The sequence below is a fragment of the Paenirhizobium daejeonense genome, from assembly GCF_014280875.1.
Classification (GTDB): Bacteria; Pseudomonadota; Alphaproteobacteria; order Rhizobiales; family Rhizobiaceae; genus Allorhizobium; species Allorhizobium daejeonense.
The window spans coordinates 60,921-78,486 of sequence record NZ_JACLAL010000011.1 but is presented as its reverse complement, the minus strand read 5'-3'; the positions used below and the strand labels follow the sequence as shown (position 1 = coordinate 78,486).

General features: G+C 61.5%; 13 protein-coding genes, 1 pseudogene and 3 riboswitches. Of the genes and pseudogenes, 13 read left to right on the top strand and 1 reads right to left on the bottom strand.

Annotated elements, in window-relative coordinates:
• Positions 1-88: 88 nt before the first annotated feature.
• The 4 genes from H4I99_RS21860 to H4I99_RS21845 all read left to right on the top strand — a co-directional run bounded on the left by H4I99_RS21860 (position 89) and on the right by H4I99_RS21845 (position 4,710).
• Positions 89-883, top strand: a complete 795-nt coding sequence (locus H4I99_RS21860) for an ABC transporter substrate-binding protein (RefSeq protein WP_425314406.1) — start codon at positions 89-91, stop codon at positions 881-883.
• A gap of 67 nt (positions 884-950) precedes the next feature.
• Positions 951-2,468: an amino acid ABC transporter permease/ATP-binding protein gene (locus H4I99_RS24730; RefSeq protein WP_163901467.1), complete on the top strand. Its 1,518-nt coding sequence runs from the start codon at positions 951-953 to the stop codon at positions 2,466-2,468.
• A 60-nt stretch (positions 2,469-2,528) separates the two neighbouring features.
• The gene (locus tag H4I99_RS21850) at positions 2,529-3,536 is read left to right on the top strand and encodes a Gfo/Idh/MocA family protein (protein WP_163901465.1); all 1,008 of its coding nucleotides are present in this window, start codon (positions 2,529-2,531) and stop codon (positions 3,534-3,536) included.
• A 46-nt stretch (positions 3,537-3,582) separates the two neighbouring features.
• Complete coding sequence (locus tag H4I99_RS21845) at positions 3,583-4,710, top strand: NAD(P)/FAD-dependent oxidoreductase (protein ID WP_163901463.1); 1,128 nt, start codon at positions 3,583-3,585, stop codon at positions 4,708-4,710.
• Positions 4,711-5,284: 574 nt separating this feature from the next.
• Here the strand turns inward: H4I99_RS21845 and H4I99_RS21840 are convergent.
• On the bottom strand, positions 5,285-5,602 hold the full coding sequence (locus H4I99_RS21840; protein ID WP_163901461.1) for a hypothetical protein: 318 nt from the start codon (positions 5,600-5,602) through the stop codon (positions 5,285-5,287).
• Between the two features lie 120 nt (positions 5,603-5,722).
• Here H4I99_RS21840 and H4I99_RS21835 point away from each other — a divergent pair, with 120 nt between their 5' ends.
• The 9 genes and pseudogenes from H4I99_RS21835 to H4I99_RS21795 all read left to right on the top strand — a co-directional run bounded on the left by H4I99_RS21835 (position 5,723) and on the right by H4I99_RS21795 (position 17,273).
• A complete protein-coding gene (locus tag H4I99_RS21835; RefSeq protein ID WP_163901459.1) occupies positions 5,723-7,561 on the top strand; it encodes a type I secretion system permease/ATPase in 1,839 nt (612 codons plus the stop codon).
• Positions 7,548-8,858, top strand: a complete 1,311-nt coding sequence (locus H4I99_RS21830; RefSeq protein WP_163905883.1) for an HlyD family type I secretion periplasmic adaptor subunit — start codon at positions 7,548-7,550, stop codon at positions 8,856-8,858. The genes H4I99_RS21835 and H4I99_RS21830 overlap by 14 nt, the downstream gene beginning before the upstream one ends.
• Before the next feature lie 363 nt (positions 8,859-9,221).
• Positions 9,222-9,456, top strand: a riboswitch (cobalamin riboswitch).
• 283 nt (positions 9,457-9,739) lie between these two features.
• A pseudogene (locus H4I99_RS21825) lies at positions 9,740-10,684 on the top strand (ABC transporter substrate-binding protein); the annotation flags it as partial.
• Positions 10,681-11,709: a FecCD family ABC transporter permease gene (locus H4I99_RS21820; RefSeq protein ID WP_163901457.1), complete on the top strand. Its 1,029-nt coding sequence runs from the start codon at positions 10,681-10,683 to the stop codon at positions 11,707-11,709. The pseudogene H4I99_RS21825 and the gene H4I99_RS21820, both read left to right, overlap by 4 nt.
• A complete protein-coding gene (locus H4I99_RS21815) occupies positions 11,706-12,491 on the top strand; it encodes an ABC transporter ATP-binding protein (protein ID WP_163901455.1) in 786 nt (261 codons plus the stop codon). The genes H4I99_RS21820 and H4I99_RS21815 overlap by 4 nt, the downstream gene beginning before the upstream one ends.
• A complete protein-coding gene (locus H4I99_RS21810) occupies positions 12,488-12,931 on the top strand; it encodes a pseudoazurin (protein WP_163901453.1) in 444 nt (147 codons plus the stop codon). The genes H4I99_RS21815 and H4I99_RS21810 overlap by 4 nt, the downstream gene beginning before the upstream one ends.
• Positions 12,928-13,719, top strand: a complete 792-nt coding sequence (locus H4I99_RS21805; RefSeq protein ID WP_163901451.1) for a class I SAM-dependent methyltransferase — start codon at positions 12,928-12,930, stop codon at positions 13,717-13,719. The genes H4I99_RS21810 and H4I99_RS21805 overlap by 4 nt, the downstream gene beginning before the upstream one ends.
• An 89-nt stretch (positions 13,720-13,808) precedes the next feature.
• Positions 13,809-14,020: riboswitch (cobalamin riboswitch) on the top strand.
• Between the two features lie 101 nt (positions 14,021-14,121).
• Positions 14,122-16,467, top strand: coding sequence for a 5-methyltetrahydropteroyltriglutamate--homocysteine S-methyltransferase (gene metE / locus H4I99_RS21800; RefSeq protein ID WP_163901449.1), 2,346 nt, complete (start codon positions 14,122-14,124; stop codon positions 16,465-16,467).
• The gene (locus tag H4I99_RS21795) at positions 16,464-17,273 is read left to right on the top strand and encodes an acyl-CoA thioesterase (RefSeq protein WP_163901448.1); all 810 of its coding nucleotides are present in this window, start codon (positions 16,464-16,466) and stop codon (positions 17,271-17,273) included. Before metE ends, H4I99_RS21795 begins: the two co-directional genes overlap by 4 nt.
• Before the next feature lie 38 nt (positions 17,274-17,311).
• A riboswitch (cobalamin riboswitch) is annotated at positions 17,312-17,525 on the top strand.
• Positions 17,526-17,566: the final 41 nt, after the last annotated feature.

Genomic DNA, 17,566 nt, shown 5'->3' with positions numbered 1-17,566 from the left:
GCGCCCGAAAACGTCGCTGACGAGACCACCAGAGCAGGAGAACGAGCACATGAAATTTTTCGAAAATACATCTTCTCCGATAGGCCGGATGCGCGCTGCCATGCTCGCGCTGGCTCTATCCTTCACCGGCGTCACGGCCGCGACGGCACTCGCGGAGGACAACCCCTATGGCCTGATCGATCCGAAGATCATCAGCGTCGGCACGATGGGCGATGCCAAGCCCTATACGTTCACTACCGCTGACGGCAACTTTACCGGCTTCGACATCGAACTGTTCCTGAACGTCGCCGAACGCATCGGCTACAAGAAGGATCAGGTGGTGTTCACCGGTCAGGAATTCTCGGCATTGATGCCTTCCGTCGCGAACGGCCGTTTTGACGTTGCGGTTGCCGCGATCGGTACGACCGAGAAGCGCAAGCAGACCATCGACTTTTCCGACGGTTATCTGGCCGGCTATCTCTCGGTGCTGACGCCGGATGCCAAGATCACTGACGCGGAAGGACTGAAAGGCAAGCGCCTGGGCGTCGTGCAGGGTACGTTGCAGGAAATCTATGCCCAGAAGAACTTCACCGGCGCCGATTTGGTCAAGTTCCCTGACAACAACTCTGCCGTCGTTGCTCTCAACAATGGTACGATCGACGCTCACTTCCTCGATTACGAGGCGGCTAAGGACTATACCGCCCGCTACACGGATCTGAAGGTCACCGTCAACATTCCGAGCTTCGACGCTCCGGCCGGTTTCGTGATCCGCAAGGGCAACGACGCTTTCCGTGAAGCCCTGAACAAGGGTCTGCACGAAGCCATGCAGGACGGCACCTGGAAGACCCTTTACGAGAAATGGTTCCCCGGCTCGCCGATGCCGGCTGAATATCTTCCCAAGTAATTCCGCCAAGTGATCCCGTTCGGCCCGGCGGCCTGCTGCCGGGCCCCACATTTCAAGGAAGAGCTTGATGAACTGGCTTGAAAATCTGCGTCGCAGTTTCCTCGACTGGAACGCGATGGCCGAGGTGCTGCCGACCATGATTGCGGTCGGCCTGAAGAACACCCTGATCCTCGCTGCGGCCTCCACCGTCTTCGGCGTGATCATCGGCATGGTTCTGGCGATCATGGGCATTTCCCGTTCGCCATGGCTGCGCATTCCGGCGCGCGTTTATACCGATATCTTCCGGGGCCTCCCGGCAATCGTCACGATCCTCCTGATCGGTCAGGGCTTTGCCCGCATCGGTCGCGAACTGTTCGGACCGTCGCCCTATCCGCTGGGCATCATGGCGCTCAGCCTGATCGCGGGTGCCTATATCGGCGAGATCTTCCGTTCGGGCATCCAGAGCGTCGACCGCGGCCAGATGGAAGCCTGTCGCGCACTGAGCATGAGCTATGGCCAGGGCATGAAACTGATCGTCGTGCCCCAGGGTGTGCGGCGGGTGCTGCCGGCGCTGGTCAACCAGTTCATCGGCAACGTCAAGGATTCGAGTCTTGTCTATTTTCTCGGCCTCCTGGCCTCCGAGCGGGAGATCTTCCGCGTTGGACAGGACCACGCCGTGGTCACCGGCAATCTTTCACCGCTTCTGCTCGCGGGTATTTTCTATCTCATCATCACCGTGCCGCTGACCCATGTCGTCAACACGATCGATACGCGCCTGAGGCTCGGCAAGCAGAAGCCGTCGAGCGTCTCAAGCGGCCTCGAGGAGGTCGACGAACTCGATGGTGCAAAGCGCGTCGATCCGAAATCCGGAACGGGCTTCAAGGGCGGAAGCCTCGATGTGAAGAACCTCGGTATGGCCTATGGCGAGCTGGATGTGCTGAAGGGCGTGGACCTTTCGGTGCGCCCGGGTTCCGTGACCTGCATCATCGGACCCTCCGGTTCGGGCAAGTCGACGCTGCTGCGCTGCCTCAATCGTCTGGTCGAGCCGAAGGCCGGCGACGTGTTGCTGGATGGCGAGAGCATTCTTGCCATGAAGCCCGAAAAGCTTCGCCGCCGGGTTGGCATGGTGTTCCAGCATTTCAATCTCTTCCCGGATCATACGGCGCTTGAAAACGTCATGCTGTCGCTCACCAAGATCAAGGGCATGCCGAAGGAAGAAGCCGAGCGCATTGCCAAGGCACGGCTGGCCGATGTCGGGCTGGCAAGCCGTCAGCATCATCGCCCCAGCGGCCTGTCGGGTGGTCAGCAGCAGCGCGTGGCCATTGCCCGGGCGCTCGCCATGGAGCCCGAGGTCATCCTTTTCGACGAGGTGACGAGCGCGCTCGATCCTGAACTGGTGAAGGGTGTCCTCAACCTGATGGCCGATCTCGGCCAGCGCGGCATGACCATGGTGGTGGTCACCCACGAGATGGGCTTTGCCCGGCGCGTGGCCGATCAGGTGGTGTTCATGGACGAAGGCCGTGTGGTGGAGGCGGGAACGCCCGAAGCGATCTTCGACCGCCCGCAAAGCCCGCGTCTGCAACGGTTCCTGGCGGAAGTGCTCTGATCCCGCAGCCCGTATGAAGGCCCGCGATCGCACGAAAAATTGCATGAAGGAAGGTGCAGAGTGACACAGACGATAAGATGGGGGGTGCTGGGTGCCGCAGGCATCGCGGTCAAGGCCGTCATCCCCGCCATCCAGACAAGCCGGCTCGGAAGGGTGCAGGCCATTGCCTCCCGCTCGCCGGACAAAGCCGCGGATGTCGCGGCGAAATTCGGCATTCCCAAGGTCCATGGCAGCTATGAGGAGCTGCTTGCCGATCCCGAGATCGATGCCATCTACAATCCATTGCCTAATCATCTGCATGTGCCGATGACGATTGCGGCCTTGAAGGCGGGCAAGCCCGTGCTGTGCGAGAAGCCGATCGCCCTTTCGGCGGAGGGAGCGCTCTCGCTCGTCGAGGCGCAGCGGGCGTCGGGCCTGCCGGTGGCGGAGGCCTTCATGGTTCGCCATCACCCGCAATGGCAGAGGGTTCGGGCGCTGGTGAACAAAGGCCGGATCGGCGAGGTTCACGTCATCCAGACGATATTCTCCTACTTCCTCGACGATCCGCAGAATGTGCGCAACCAGGCCGAGATTGGCGGCGGCGGGCTCTATGATGTCGGCTGCTACGCAGTGAATACCGCGCGCTACATCTTCGGCACGGAGCCGCAACGCGCCGTCGCACTGATGGACCGGGACAGCCGTTTCGGCACCGACCGGCTGACCAGCGGACTACTGGTGTTTCCCGAAGGCCGGCAGCTCGCGTTCACCTGTTCGACCCAGCTCGCTTTGACCCAGAGGGTCACCATCCTCGGGACGAAAGGGCGGATCGAGATCGCCATTCCGTTCAACGCGCCGGCGGATGCCGGGACCGTTATTGCCATCGATGACGGCCGGGATCTTAACGGCGGCGGGCGGGAAGAAATCGTGATCGAGCCCGTCGACCAGTATCGCCTTCAGGCGGATGCCTTCGCGCATGCCGTTCTTACGGGCGAACCGGTGGAAACGGGCCTCGACGATGCCGTCGCCAACATGAAGGCGATCGACGCGCTGTTCCGTTCGGCCCGCACCGGGCTGTGGGAAACCCCCTGATTACATCCAACGACATTTTTGATCCGTCAGACGAGAAGACAAGACCATGACAAACAAGATTTCCTCAGCAGTCATCATCGGCGCCGGTATTTTTGGCGTTTCCACCGCGACCCAGCTTGCCCGCCGGGGCGTGAAGGTGACTATCATCAATGATGGCCCACCAGCCAATGGCGCATCCGGGCGCTCGCTTTCGTGGCTCAATTCGGCCCGCATGCGTTCGGCGGAATACCATCGCCTGCGCATGGCGGGTGTCGATCGCTACCGCACGCTGTCGGCGAAGCTGCCCGATGCAGACTGGCTGCGCTTCGAGGGCGGTCTCACCTGGGACGCGGACGGTGCCGGCAACGAGATCGACGCTGCCTATCGCCACGAGATATCGCTGGCCTATGACGCGCTGCATGTTCAGGGCTCGGATATAGCCAAGGTTACCCCCGGCATCGACAGCCGGGCGATCACGCCGCAGGGCGCAATCTTCAATCCCGGCGAGGGCTGGGTGGACCTGCCGATCCTGATCGACCATCTCCTCAAGGAGTTCTCGGCGCTCGGCGGCGTTCTGGTCACGGATCAGGGTGCTGCGTCGCCGCTGGTGGAAGGCGGTCGCGCGATCGGAGCCGTGACGGCTTCCGGCAAGCGGTTCGAAGCAGACGCCCTGCTGATCGCGACCGGCCCGGCGGTTCCGCGCATGGCGTTCGATATCGGCGAGACCATCGGCGACGGCACGCCGATTGCCCTGCTCATCCAGACCAAGCGCCTCGACCATCCGCTGCGTGCGGTCCTCAACACGCCTCGCATCGCTGTTCGTCCCGCGCCGAACGGCACTTTTTCGATCGATGCGGACTGGGCCGCCGAGGAGGTCGAAGTGAAGGCGGACGGGTCGCTCTTCGTGAAGCCCGAGACATTGCAGGGATTGCTGAGCGAAGCCTCGAAGGTAATGGAAGGCAATCCGGTTCTGGAGGTCGCTTCCTATGGAGCAGGTCCGAAGCCTATCCCGGGCGACGGAGAACCGGTGCTCGGAGAATTGCAGGGCGTTCCGGGTTGCTTCGTGGCCTTCAGCCATAGCGGTGCGACGCTCGGCCTGATCGTCGGCGAACTGGTCGCCTATGAAATGGCAACCGGCGCCCGTCATCCGATGCTCGCCACCTTCCGCCCGGAACGGTTCGCCAAGGCATCCTGATAAAGAGCCCACGTCGCCCGGTATCCTACCGGATGCAGTTCGACTTTCGAGGTATCATCCCGATCCAACGGTCGGGATGACACCTCGCGGTATCTTACGCATTGGCTGCTGGGCGTAGCCAGAATCCGTCTTTTCAACATCCTGGCCCGTACGCCAATGTGTTCGATATCCTCACCGCCTGTGCAAGATTGTTCGGTGGTGTAGAAATCGTTAAAGGTCGCTGATGCGGCGTCCGCGGGTGTGGCCGTTCGAGCTTGTATCCACCGGCGGCTTAATCCTCCTACGAGATGGCTACCAAGCCTTCTGACGATGCGTGGCTGTTGGTGGCGGATATCCGCCTCAGTTTAGCGAACCTGGTTCAAAAAGATACAGGTCTCCTCTAACGCCATCCTCGCGACCGATGGCGCAGGCTCGCTATCTCGGATGCTCTGGCTCAAAGGCCCGGGGTCACGCTTGACGTGGGCCAGAGGTTCTTTGAAAATCCCCGCTCAATGTGTGGTCGCCGGACGCTTGTCATGTCGATCCAAAGCCGGAGTCTTAACGATGACGGCAATCTCCGCAAGGTCGCGGATGCCTACGCTTTGCCCGATGTCCATGCTTGCAACGCGGTGACGGGCAGCGCCTCTTCAGCCTGGCCCTCAGTATCGTGATGGGCCGTAATGATATCCTCGACCGGCCTCAGCGCCGCGCCGGGGAAGTCTTTCTGATGTCTCTTAACAAAAGGTCCTGATGCAAGAAACCGGCGCGGCGTTTTCAATGCAACACAGTCTTCCTGAAATCGTTTCGAATTTATCTGGGAGCCGCTGCCCGGCCTGGGACCCGGCAACTGCAACACCCATCCGAGGAGCGAACAAATGGCTGCAATCATTGAACTCACTTCGGCTTCTTGCAATCTGGAAGCTTTCCCGACTGGCTGGAGCAGCGGGTTCCGCCACATGAACGCCAGCGGTTTTGAACTCTCTCAGCGACTTGTTTCTGGCTCTGGTGCAGGTCGTGTAATGATTGTGCCGACTTGCTGAGGAATCCGCTATATGGGCCGCCGTCTCTGGCGATTGCAGTCGTCTCGCCGTTGAAGCAATCGCTCGTCGCGATCGCCCTCATCAGTGGTGTCGTCAACGTTCTCGCGCTGACCTCTCCCCTGTTCATGCTGCAGGTCTATGACCGAGTGCTTTCGAGCGGTAGCGTGCCGACGCTGGTGGGTCTGTCCGTGCTGGCGGCCGGGCTCTATCTGTTTCAGGCAGCGCTCGACATCCTGCGTGCGCGGGTGCTGCTCAGGATCGGGGAGCACTTCGACAACACGCTTTCTGGCCGTGTCCATGATGCCGTGGTGCGGTTGCCGCTTTTGACCCGCATGCCGGGCGACGGGCTTCAGCCCCTGCGAGATCTCGACAGTGTGCGGAGCTTTTTATCGGGGGCGGGACCGACCGCGTTCTTCGACCTGCCATGGATACCACTTTATCTCGGGATCTGCTTTCTCTTTCACCTGTGGATCGGCGTCACGGCGCTGGCCGGCGCGGTGCTGCTCGTTCTTCTGACCATTCTCGCCAACGGGCTTTCACAGAAATGGGTGAGTGAAACCATAGCGCAGAATATGGTTCGTAACGCCCTTCTTGAAGGCTCGCGCCGGAATGCGGAAGTGGTTGCCGCCATGGGGTTTTCCGGCCGCATGGCAAGCCGGTGGCGGGCGGCCAATCAGGCCTATCTTGGGGCAAACCGCAAGGCCGGCGATGTTGCCGGAGGACTGGGTGGGCTGTCTAAGGCGATGCGGATAATGCTTCAGTCGGGCATCCTCGCTGTCGGGGCATGGCTGGTGATCGAGCAAAAGGCGACGGGCGGCGTCATTATCGCCAGTTCCGTCATGATGGGCCGGGCGCTTGCGCCTGTCGATCTCGCCATCGCCAACTGGAAGTCGTTCCTTATGGCCCGGCAGGGCTGGTCCCGTATTAGGGAATTGCTGTCGAAGCTCCCGGATAGGCCGCGAATGATGACTTTGCCAGCGCCGCAACAGGAGTTGCGCGTGGAGAACCTCGCCATCCTGCCACCGGGCGCGCGAAAGCCGACTGTCACACAGGTTGGCTTCACCCTTCAAAAGGGCAGTGCGCTTGGCGTGATCGGGCCTTCAGGTTCAGGCAAATCGACCTTGTCCCGTGTGCTTGTCGGTGCGTGGTCTCCTGCGAGCGGGAAGGTCCGCCTCGATGGTGCAAGCCTTGACCAGTGGGACCGGGAAGAGCTCGGTCGTCATATAGGCTATCTGCCTCAGGGCGTCGAACTCTTCGATGGCACGATCGCCGAAAACATCGCCCGCTTTGAGGCGGGGATAGATTCAGAGGCCGTGGTTGCGGCGGCAAAGGCGGCAGGTGCCCACGAACTCATCCTGAAGTTCGACAACGGTTATGAAACGCGCATCGGGGAAGGCGGTTTGGCTTTGTCGGCGGGGCAGCGCCAGCGGATTGGGCTTGCCCGTGCCCTGTTTCGGGACCCTTTCCTTGTCGTGCTCGACGAGCCCAACGCCAATCTGGATGCCGAGGGTGAAGTTGCGGTGGTTCAGGCGATCGCCGGAGTTCGCCGTCGGGGTGGCATTGCCGTGGTGGTCACGCACCGTCCAAGCGCGCTTGGTGTGGTGGATCAGGTGCTCCTGATGGAAAACGGGCGGCAGAAGGCCTTCGGGCCGCGCGACGAGGTGTTCGCCCGGGTTCTCCAGGTGCAGTCGACTTCTGCGCTGTCGTCCGCGAAGGGCTTTCCGGCGACCGGCCATGCGCTCAAACCTTTGCGGGTGAGGGCCACTGGATGCAAGCCGCCGGAGGTTGCTGAAGCAGAAAGGGAAGCGGAGGAAAATGATGTCTGCCACTGACGATGATCGCGTCCTGCGTTCGATCCGCCGTCATCTTGTTGCCGGGTTGGCGATCGGCTTTGCTCTCGTCGGGTGCGCGGGAGTGTGGGCGGCGACGACGGAACTGGCCGGCGCGGTTGTCGCCTCCGGTTCCTTCGTTGTCGATTCCTACGTCAAGAAGGTGCAGCATCCGAAGGGTGGGGTCGTTGTTGAGATACTCGTCCAGGAAGGCGACAAGGTGAGGGCGGGAGACGTCGTCATGCGCCTCGATGCGACCCAGACCCGGGCAAACCTTGCCATCGTCACCAAAAGGCTGGATGAATTGACGGCGCGGCTGGCGCGGCTCGAGGCGGAGCGTGATGATCTCGACACGATCGACTTTCCGGAGCGGTTGCTTGCGCGTCAGGAGGATGTGGATGTGGCGTCTGCTATACGCAGTGAAACACGGCTCTTCGAATTTCGCAGGCAGGTGCGAGAGGGTAAGAAGGCTCAGCTTGCCGAACGCATTGCCCAGTATGAGCACGAGATCCACGGATTGAAGGCTCAGGAAATCGCCTATGCCGATGGCCTTGCAGTCCTGCGGTCCGAGATCGCCTCACAGGAGGACCTGCGTGAGAAGGGCGTGGTCTCGGTGCAGCGGCTGAACAGCCTGCGCACTCAGGCGGCCACCTTCGGCGGCGAGCGCGGTGAGAAGATCGCCTACCAGGCGCAGGCCGAAGGTCGCATCACCGAGACGCGGCTGCAGATCCTGCAAGTCGAACAGGACCTCAAGGCGGAGGTCGGCCAGGAACTTCGCGAGATGCAGGGCCAGATCGGCGAGTTCATGGAGCGCAAGACGGTGTTCGAAGACGATCTGAAGCGGATCGATATCGTCGCGCCGCAATCCGGCACGGTTCATCAGCTTGCCGTGCACACCGTCGGCGGGGTCGTCGCACCGGCTGAACCGATCATGCTGATCGTGCCGGAAGGCGACGACCTCGCTCTCGAAATTCGCATCCAGCCCAGGGATATCGACCAGGTGCATCCCGGCCAGAAGGCCGTCCTGCGCCTTTCGGCCTTCAGCCAACGGACGACGCCTGAGATCAAGGCTCATGTCGGCCGCATCGCGGCGGACCTTTCGACGGACGAGAAAAGCGGTCTGTCCTATTATCTCGTCCGTCTCACCGTAGAGCCTGAGGAGTTGCAGAAGCTTGACGGTTTGACGCTCGTGCCGGGGATGCCAGCCGAAGCGATGATCCGGACAGGCGACCGTACCGCGCTTTCTTATCTCATCAAGCCCATCGAAGATCAGATTAAGCGAGCATTCCGCGAGGAATGATAAGCAATGGTGCTTGGTCGCCGGGTGGCGGGCGTCCAGCCATAGGCTGGAGCCGAGAGACATTGAAGCCTATTGCGATATCTAGGCGGCGGAGATGCGGGTTCCTTTCAGTTCCCAGACATTGCGGATTCCGGACCTGGGCCATCGGTGCGAGGCCTAGTGTAAGGAGATGCCGGCTTCGTCGCATGGATGGGAAGCATAGGATATAAGTAATGTTATTACGTAACTTTTCATTGACGGACGTAATAATATTACGTATGCAGTTTCGATAGCATATGGAGACAAGATGAACGATCCCCCGTTTGCCGTCGCAATACGTTTATGAAACTACCCGGCTTTCGACTTGACGCCGGGTCACTACGCCACTTATCTGGGGACGACGGTTCCCCAAGCCCAAAGCAAGGGGATTAATAGGGAACACGGTGCGGAGGACCCAAACAGGGACCAAGACCGTGGCTGCCCCCGCAACTGTAAGCGGATTGCCGTCCATCCTCGTGACGCCGAAGGGCGTCATGCCACTGTGTCGTAACGGCGCGGGAAGGCAGATGGACGACAGATATCCGTAAGCCAGGAGACCTGCCGTCAAAATCGATCCATCGTCACGGGCGGGGAAGCCCGGAACAGGAGCATGTTATGTTCATGTTTGTCGCTCATTTGCGTTTAGACGCTTCGCACTCCCCGTATTCCGATGATCGTTTGACCGACCGGAATGCCCATCGGGCATTCTGATCTCATCGCCGTCCCGCACTCACGTCCCGGGTCCGCACTCACATCTTTTTCGGGGAATTATGATGAAGACCATTTTCAAGCGGCCGATGCGCCCGGGCCTTTGCGCCCTGTCCTTGCTCGCTTCCGGCTTTTTCCACAATGCCATGGCTGCGGGAACCAGCTATCCGCTGACGCTCGAAAACTGCGGCCGTCAGGTCACGTTCGAGAAGGCGCCGTCGCGTACCGTTTCCATCGGCCAGAGCAGCACCGAGATTCTGTATCTCCTCGGCCTTGCCGACAAGGTGGTCGGCACTGCGGTCTGGATCGGTCCGGTGCTGGAAGGCTATGAAAGCGCGAATGCCAAGATCGAACGGCTGGCCGACAACGATCCGAGCTTCGAAAGCGTCGTTGCGAAGAAGCCGGATCTCGTCACCGCACAGTTCCAGTGGCATGTCGGTCCCGAGGGTATTGTTGCAACGCCGCAGCAATTCGAGGAACTCGGCATTCCGGTCTATACCTCGCCGGCCGATTGCATCGGCAAGGACAATTCCGGCGGTGGCGACGGCGTGCGCAACGCGGTCTTCACCATGGACCTGATCTATCAAGAAGTGCGTGACCTCGCGAAAATCTTCGACGTCGAGGCGAAGGGCGAGGAGGTCGTGGCCGACCTGAAGAAGCGCGAGGGGGCAGCTCGCGCCAAGATTGCTTCGGCACAGGGCAAGCTTTCCGCCGTCTTCTGGTTCTCCAGCGCCGAGATGGACGTCGATCCCTATGTTGCCGGCAAGAAGGGCGCTCCCGCCTATATCATGTCCGCGCTTGGTATCAGCAACATCATCGAGAGCGATGAGGAGTGGCCGACGGTGGGCTGGGAAACCATCGCCAAGGCCAACCCGACGATGATCATTGCTGGCAAGATGGACCGCCGCCGCTTCCCGGCTGATGATGTCGTCGTAAAGCATGAGTTCCTGAAAACGGATCCGGTTGCAAGCCTGATGCCGGCGGTGAAGAACGGGCATGTCTTCGACATGGACGCACAGGCGATGAACCCGACGATCCGCACGATCGAGGGTATCGAGACGCTTGCCGACGCCATCGAAGCTGCCGGTCTGAGCAAGTGACATCTGCAATCACACGCTTCGGACGAACGGGCGCGGCTCTTGCCGCGCTCGTCATCCTGCTTGCCGCGCTCTGGCTGGGCGCGGCAATCGGCGAGACGGCAATTCCGCTCGATACCGTGGCGAAAACCGTGGCCAATCGGTTGTGGGGGGCGGGCTATCCGCTGGAGCCGATCGATGAGGGCATCGTTTGGAGCTACCGTCTCAGCCGGGCCGTCGTCGCGGCCTGTTGTGGTGCGGCGCTGTCTCTGTCCGGTGTCGTGCTGCAATCGCTGCTGCGCAATTCTCTAGCGGACCCTTATCTTCTGGGCATTTCAGCCGGAGCTTCTACCGGTGCCGTCAGCGTTGCGATCCTGGGTGTCGGGGCGGGTTTTCTGACCCTTCCGATGGGCGCTTTCGCCGGTGCTCTCGTCGCCTTCGCGCTCGTCAGCCTGCTGGCGGTGAAGGCGGGCCGTGGGACGGCCGCCATTATTCTCGCAGGCGTCGCCGGATCGCAGCTTTTCAACGCGCTCACCTCTTTCATTGTCACCAAGGCTGCGACCGCCGAACAGGCGCGGGGCATCATGTTCTGGCTGCTGGGTAATCTCTCCGGCGTACGCTGGCCGGATGCATGGCTTGCCATTCCCGCGACGCTTGCCGGTCTCGTCGTCTGTCTCTGGCATGCGCGTGCGCTCGACGCGTTTACCTTCGGCGCGGAATCCGCTGCATCGCTCGGGATCTCGGTTCGTCGCACCTATCTAGCCCTCGTTGGTGTTTCCGCGATGATGACGGCCGTCATGGTGTCCATCGTCGGTTCGATCGGCTTTGTCGGTCTCGTCATCCCGCATGCGGCGCGCATGGTGGTCGGCGTTCGCCATGGCGTGCTTCTGCCTGCAGCCGCGCTGATCGGTGCGGTGTTCATGATCGGCGCCGACATTCTCTCGCGCATCCTGATACCCGGACAGGTCCTGCCCATCGGTGTCATCACGGCACTGGTCGGAGCGCCGGCCTTCGCCTTGATCCTGGGGCAGAAGAGGGCGCGCACATGACGCTTTCGGCCAGAAACGTCTCATGGGGCGTCGGCAATGTCCCGATCCTGAAGAATGTCTCGCTCGATGTCCGGGGAGGCGAATTTCTAGGCATCATCGGGCCGAACGGTTCCGGCAAGACCAGCCTGATGGCCCTGTTCGCCGGCATCCGGAAGCCGAAGTCGGGGGATATCCTCCTCGATGGCGAGCCGATCGGCGCGCTCGGACGGCGCGAAGTCGCCCGGCGTCTGGCGCTGGTGGAGCAGCAGGCGGAAACCGGCGAGCGGATCACGGCCCGGCAGGCCGTGGAACTCGGGCGCACGCCTTATCTCGGCGCTCTCTCTCCATGGTCGGCGAATGACGAGGCAATCGTCGATACCGTGCTTGCCAATGTCGACATGACCCATCTTGCCGATCGCTCCTGGCACACGCTTTCGGGCGGCGAGCGTCAGCGGCTGCATATCGGCCGAGCGCTCGCCCAGCAGCCGGGCATCCTGCTTCTCGACGAGCCGACCAACCATCTCGATATCGGCCACCAGATCGGCCTGCTCGATCTCGTCCGCCGTCAGGAACTGACCGTGGTGGCGGCGCTTCACGATCTCAATCACGCGGCCATGTTCTGCGACCGCATCGCCGTCTTACATTCCGGTCAGCTGATCGCACTCGGCACGCCCCGCGATGTGCTGACGCCGACGCGGATCCGCGATGTTTTCGGCGTAGATGCCGCCATCGACCGGCATGGCGCGGATGGCTGTTCCATTCGCTACCTGCGCCCTGAAAAACAGAAAGCCCTCGTTTCATGAAGACATATTTCCTCGTTCTGGCGGCTTTTATCGCCTTTGCCGTGCCGGCCTTCGCCGAGACTTTCGAGGTGAAGATGATGAACCGCGGAGAGAAGGGGTCGATGGTGTTCGAACCCGATTTCCTGCATGTCCAGCCGGGCGACAGGGTGAAATTCATCGCGACCAACAAGAGCCACAACGCCGCGACCATCGACGGGATGGTGCCGGAGGGCTATCCGGGCTTCAAGAGCAGGATCAACGAAGAGATCGAGGTCGGTTTCGACCAGCAGGGTTTCTACGGCATCAAGTGCTCGCCGCATTTCGGCATGGGCATGGTGATGCTGATCAAGGTCGGCGAGGTCGAACTGCCGGAGCAATATCGCCAGATCGATATTCCGGAGCGGGCCAGACCGCGGATGAATGCGCTTTTCGATAGTGCGGCTGGCAAGACCTCGCCATGAGCCGGCCGCCTTCGAACCATCACCTCAAGGAAGACATCCGCGATTACTGGTCGAAGCGCTCGGAAACCTTCGACCTTGCCTTCGGGCACCGCATTCCGCCCGGTCCCGAACTCGACGCCTGGGCGGATGCGGTCCGCCAGCGTCTCGGCTCCGAACCGCTCAAGGTGCTGGAGCTGGCATCCGGTACGGGCGAGGTGTCGAACGTCCTGCTTTCCCTTGGCCACGATGTCACGGGTCTCGATTTTTCCGAGGCCATGATTGGTGTCGCCCGCCGCAAGCATGCGGGCAGGGCGGGGGTGCGTTTCATCCTTGCTGATGCGGAACAAACCATGGAGCCGGACGGAACCTATGACGCTGTCGTCTGCCGTCATCTCGTCTGGACCCTGACGGAGCCGCAACAGGCCTTTGCCGAGTGGTTCCGGGTGTTGAAGCCCGGCGGAAGGCTGCTGATCTTCGACGGCAACTGGGCGGCGCCGACGCCTCTGGGGCGGATCGTCTCGGGCGCGATAAAGCTGATCGACCGCGTTGCCGGCGTCGATCCGTATTATGACGGGGCGATGAGCGACCGGCATGCGGATATCATGCGGAGGCTGCCATTCGGCGAAGGGCTTACCGTCGAACGCCTTATGCCGCTTCTCGGTGCTGCCGGGTTCAAGGAAATCGAGGTCGGTTCACACGCCCCTATCGCGGCAGCGCAGCGGGAGACCGCCGATTTGAGAAACCGGCTGAGAACCTTGCTCTACCGGCGTTTCATCCTCTCCTGCAGGCGTCCTGAAGACGGTGCGTAACGGACCGTCGCGTTACGGTCGGAGGCATATCGGTCGAATCTTTCATATAAAGATATCTTTATATCCCTTGACGATGGCTGTCCGGTCCGTCATGGTAAAGGCATCGTGGTTCTGCGGATCGTATGATCCGGAGCTAAGAGGGAATACGGTGACGGTGCTTTTCGCACCCATGCCGAAGCTGCCCCCGCAACTGTAGGCGGTGAGCTTGCATCCATTTATGTCACTGAGGAAGACGCCTCGGGAAGACGGATGCCGGCTGTGACCCGCAAGCCAGGAGACCTGCCGCGATAGATAACGTCCACGGGCGGGGTGTCCCGGTGTGCCGCTTTGCGAACGGCGCATCCGCATGCCTGTCGCATCGCGCTCGCCAATGCCTTGCCCACAACCTTCGGGGTCAAGGAAATGAGCATCAAGACTGCAAATCTCGGATTTCCCAGGATCGGCAAGCATCGTGAACTGAAGTTCGCGCTGGAAGCCTATTGGTCGGGAAAGAGCGACGCACAAACTCTACTGGAAACGGCTGGAACGCTTCGGGCGAAGCACTGGAAACTCCAGCAGGAAAAGGGGGTCGATGCGATCCCTTCGAACGATTTTTCGTTCTACGACCATGTTCTGGATACCGCCGTCATGGTTGGCGCCATTCCGGATGGCTATGGCTGGTCCGGCGGCCATGTCGGTCTCGCCACCTATTTCGCGCTGGCGCGGGGCTCGCAGGGCGAGGCGGCGTGCGGCTGCGGCGGTACTCATGGCGAACCGAGGGCCGCGCTGGAAATGACCAAGTGGTTCGACACGAACTACCATTATCTGGTGCCGGAATTCAGTGCCGGGCAGGGCTTCATCCTGACGGGAAACCGCCCGCTTGAGGCTTTCCTTGAAGCTCGCGCCATCGGCATTTACACCCGGCCGGTGATCCTCGGACCGGTGACATTCCTGAAACTCGGCAAGGCGCGGGATGGTTCCGATCCCGTCGATCTGCTCGACAGGCTGCTGCCGGTCTATCGCAAGATCCTTGTCGAATTACAGGAGGCTGGGGCCGATTGGGTGCAGATCGACGAACCCTGCCTTGCACTCGACCTGACGGACAAGGAACGGGACAGTCTGGTGCGGACCTACACCGCCTTTGCCGAGGCGGTGCCGGGTCTCTCCATTCTGGTTGCCAGCTATTACGGCCCGCTCGGGGACAATCGCGATACGGCATTGTCGCTTCCCGTTGCCGGCCTGCATCTGGATGGCATTCGCGGAGGTGAGGAACTCGCGGCAATCGCCGGGGATGCTCCAGCGCACCTGCTCCTGTCGCTCGGGCTGATCGATGGCCGCAATATCTGGCGGGCGGATCTCGAAGACGTGGTGCAGCGCATCGAACCGCTGGTTGCAGGGCGCGCGCCCGATCTTCTCCAGATCGCGCCATCCTGCTCGCTTCTTCATCTGCCTTTCGATCTCTCGGACGAAACCGCGCTCGATCTCGAATTGCGCGCCTCGCTCGCTTTTGCTTCGGAAAAGCTGGATGAGCTTGCGGTTCTGAGAGAGGCGCTTTCCGGAAATCGGCCGGCCGTCGAGGCAAAGATCGCTGCGTCCAGCCGGATCGCACGAACGCGCCGGACCTCGCGCAAGGTTCATGACCCGCTGGTCGAGGGAAGGCTGCTTGCTGTTTCGCGTGACATGATGCAACGGGCGCGTCCATACTCCGCTCGCCGAACCGTGCAGCAGCACCATCTGCATCTGCCGGTCCTGCCGACCACCACGATCGGTTCGTTCCCGCAGACGATGGAGGTCCGGCGCGCGCGTTCCGCCCATCTCAAGGGCGAGCTTTCCTATATCGACTACAAGGCCTTTCTGGAGCGGGAGACGGAAAGCGCGATCCGCTGGCAGGAGGATGTCGGCATCGACGTTCTCGTGCATGGCGAGTTCGAGCGCAACGACATGGTCCAGTACTTTGCCGAGCAGATGGACGGCTATGCCTTTACGAAGAATGGCTGGGTCCAGAGCTATGGCTCCCGTTGCGTTCGTCCTCCTATCATCTATGGAGACGTTTCGCGGCCGCGTCCCATGACGGTCGATTGGGCGGTGTTCGCGCAATCGAAGACGTCCAGGCCGATGAAGGGCATGCTGACGGGGCCGGTGACCATGCTGCAATGGTCCTTCGTGCGGGACGACATCCCGCGCGATGTCGTGTGCCGTCAGATTGCGCTCGCTATCCGCGATGAGGTGCAGGATCTGGAAAAGGTGGGTATCGCGATCATCCAGATCGACGAGCCGGCGCTTCGCGAGGGCCTGCCGCTGCGACGCAGGGACTGGCAGGCCTATCTCGGTTGGGCGACGGAGAGCTTCCGCCTTTCCGCCTCGGGCGTGGCCGATCGCACCCAGATCCACACGCATATGTGCTATTCCGAGTTCAACGACATCATGGACGCCATCATCACGATGGATGCGGACGCGATCTCGATCGAGACATCGCGCTCCAAAATGGAGCTTCTCGATGTCTTCGCGGACAAGCGTTATCCGAACGAGATCGGACCCGGTGTCTACGACATTCATTCGCCGCGCGTGCCGACGGTGGAGGAAATCGTCGAACTGATCGAGGCCGCCTCCGCCCGCCTCGATCCCTCCCAGCTCTGGATCAACCCCGATTGCGGCCTGAAGACGCGTCGGTGGGAAGAGGTGAAGCCGGCCCTTGCCAACATGGTGCAGGCGGCGCGGCAGCTTCGCCAGCGGCTTGCCGAAAGCGACGGCTGGAGGGTGATCGCATGAAGCGGGAAACACCATCTGAAGGGGAGCCGGCCGGAGGGCCGGCTCCCACTACCCTCGTCGACATCGTCTTTCCCGGTGCGGTCAACCATCATGGCACGCTGTTCGGCGGAGCCGGTCTTGCCTTCATGGACCGGGTGGCCTTCGTCGCGGCCACGCGTCATGGACGCGTGCCCTTCGTCACCGCATCCTGCGAGCGGGTGGATTTCAGGAAGCCGGCCTATATCGGCGAGATCGTCTCGTTCACGGCAATGCCGGTCTGGGCGGGACGGCGCTCCCTGACTGTCGAGGTGGAAATGGCGGCGGAAAGCATCCTTGCCAGTAAGCGACAGGTCTGCACGCGCGGCGTCTTCCACATGGTCGCGGTGCCGGGGGATGACGGGGGTGAAGGGTGGACGCTGCCGCCGCTGCCGACCAGCCATCCGACGGAGGCCGACGGCGAGGTTCGCATGGCGGATGTCGTCTTCGCCGATCAGACCAACAGTTCCGGTTCGATGTTCGGTGGCGACGCACTTGCCTTCATGACCAAGGTAGCCTTCGTCGCCGCCTCGCGCCATTGCCGCAGGCAGACCGTTCTCGCCTCGTCCGAGCGCATCGATTTCCACCATCCAATCCGGCTGGGCTCCATCGTCGAGGTCGTCGCCCGGGTCGTTTCCACAGGCCGGTCATCGATGCGGATCGGGGTGGAATTGTGGTCCGAGGAACTTTTGACCGGGCTGCGCCGGCAGACGGCGAAAGGGCTTTTCGTCATGGTCGCCGTCGATGCCGAGCATCGACCCGTGGCGGTTATCCCCGTTGGAAGCGGGTGACGGAAAACATAATTCTTGACGTAAATTTCGCCTTGGATACTATATCTAGTGTTCAAGGTTCCTTCGATTCGAGAGGGTCGAAGGCTAAGACGGGAATTCGGTAGCGGACATGATGCCGGCGATGCCGAAGCTGCCCCCGCAACTGTGAGCGGTGAATGTTCGTTCGATCCGGCCACTGGGTGAAAGCCCGGGAAGGCTGAGCGGACATGATGATCCGAGAGCCAGGAGACCTGCCTTGAACATGAACGTCCACCGGCGGGGTGCCCGGAAGGTCGCGGTTAATCGTGTCCGGT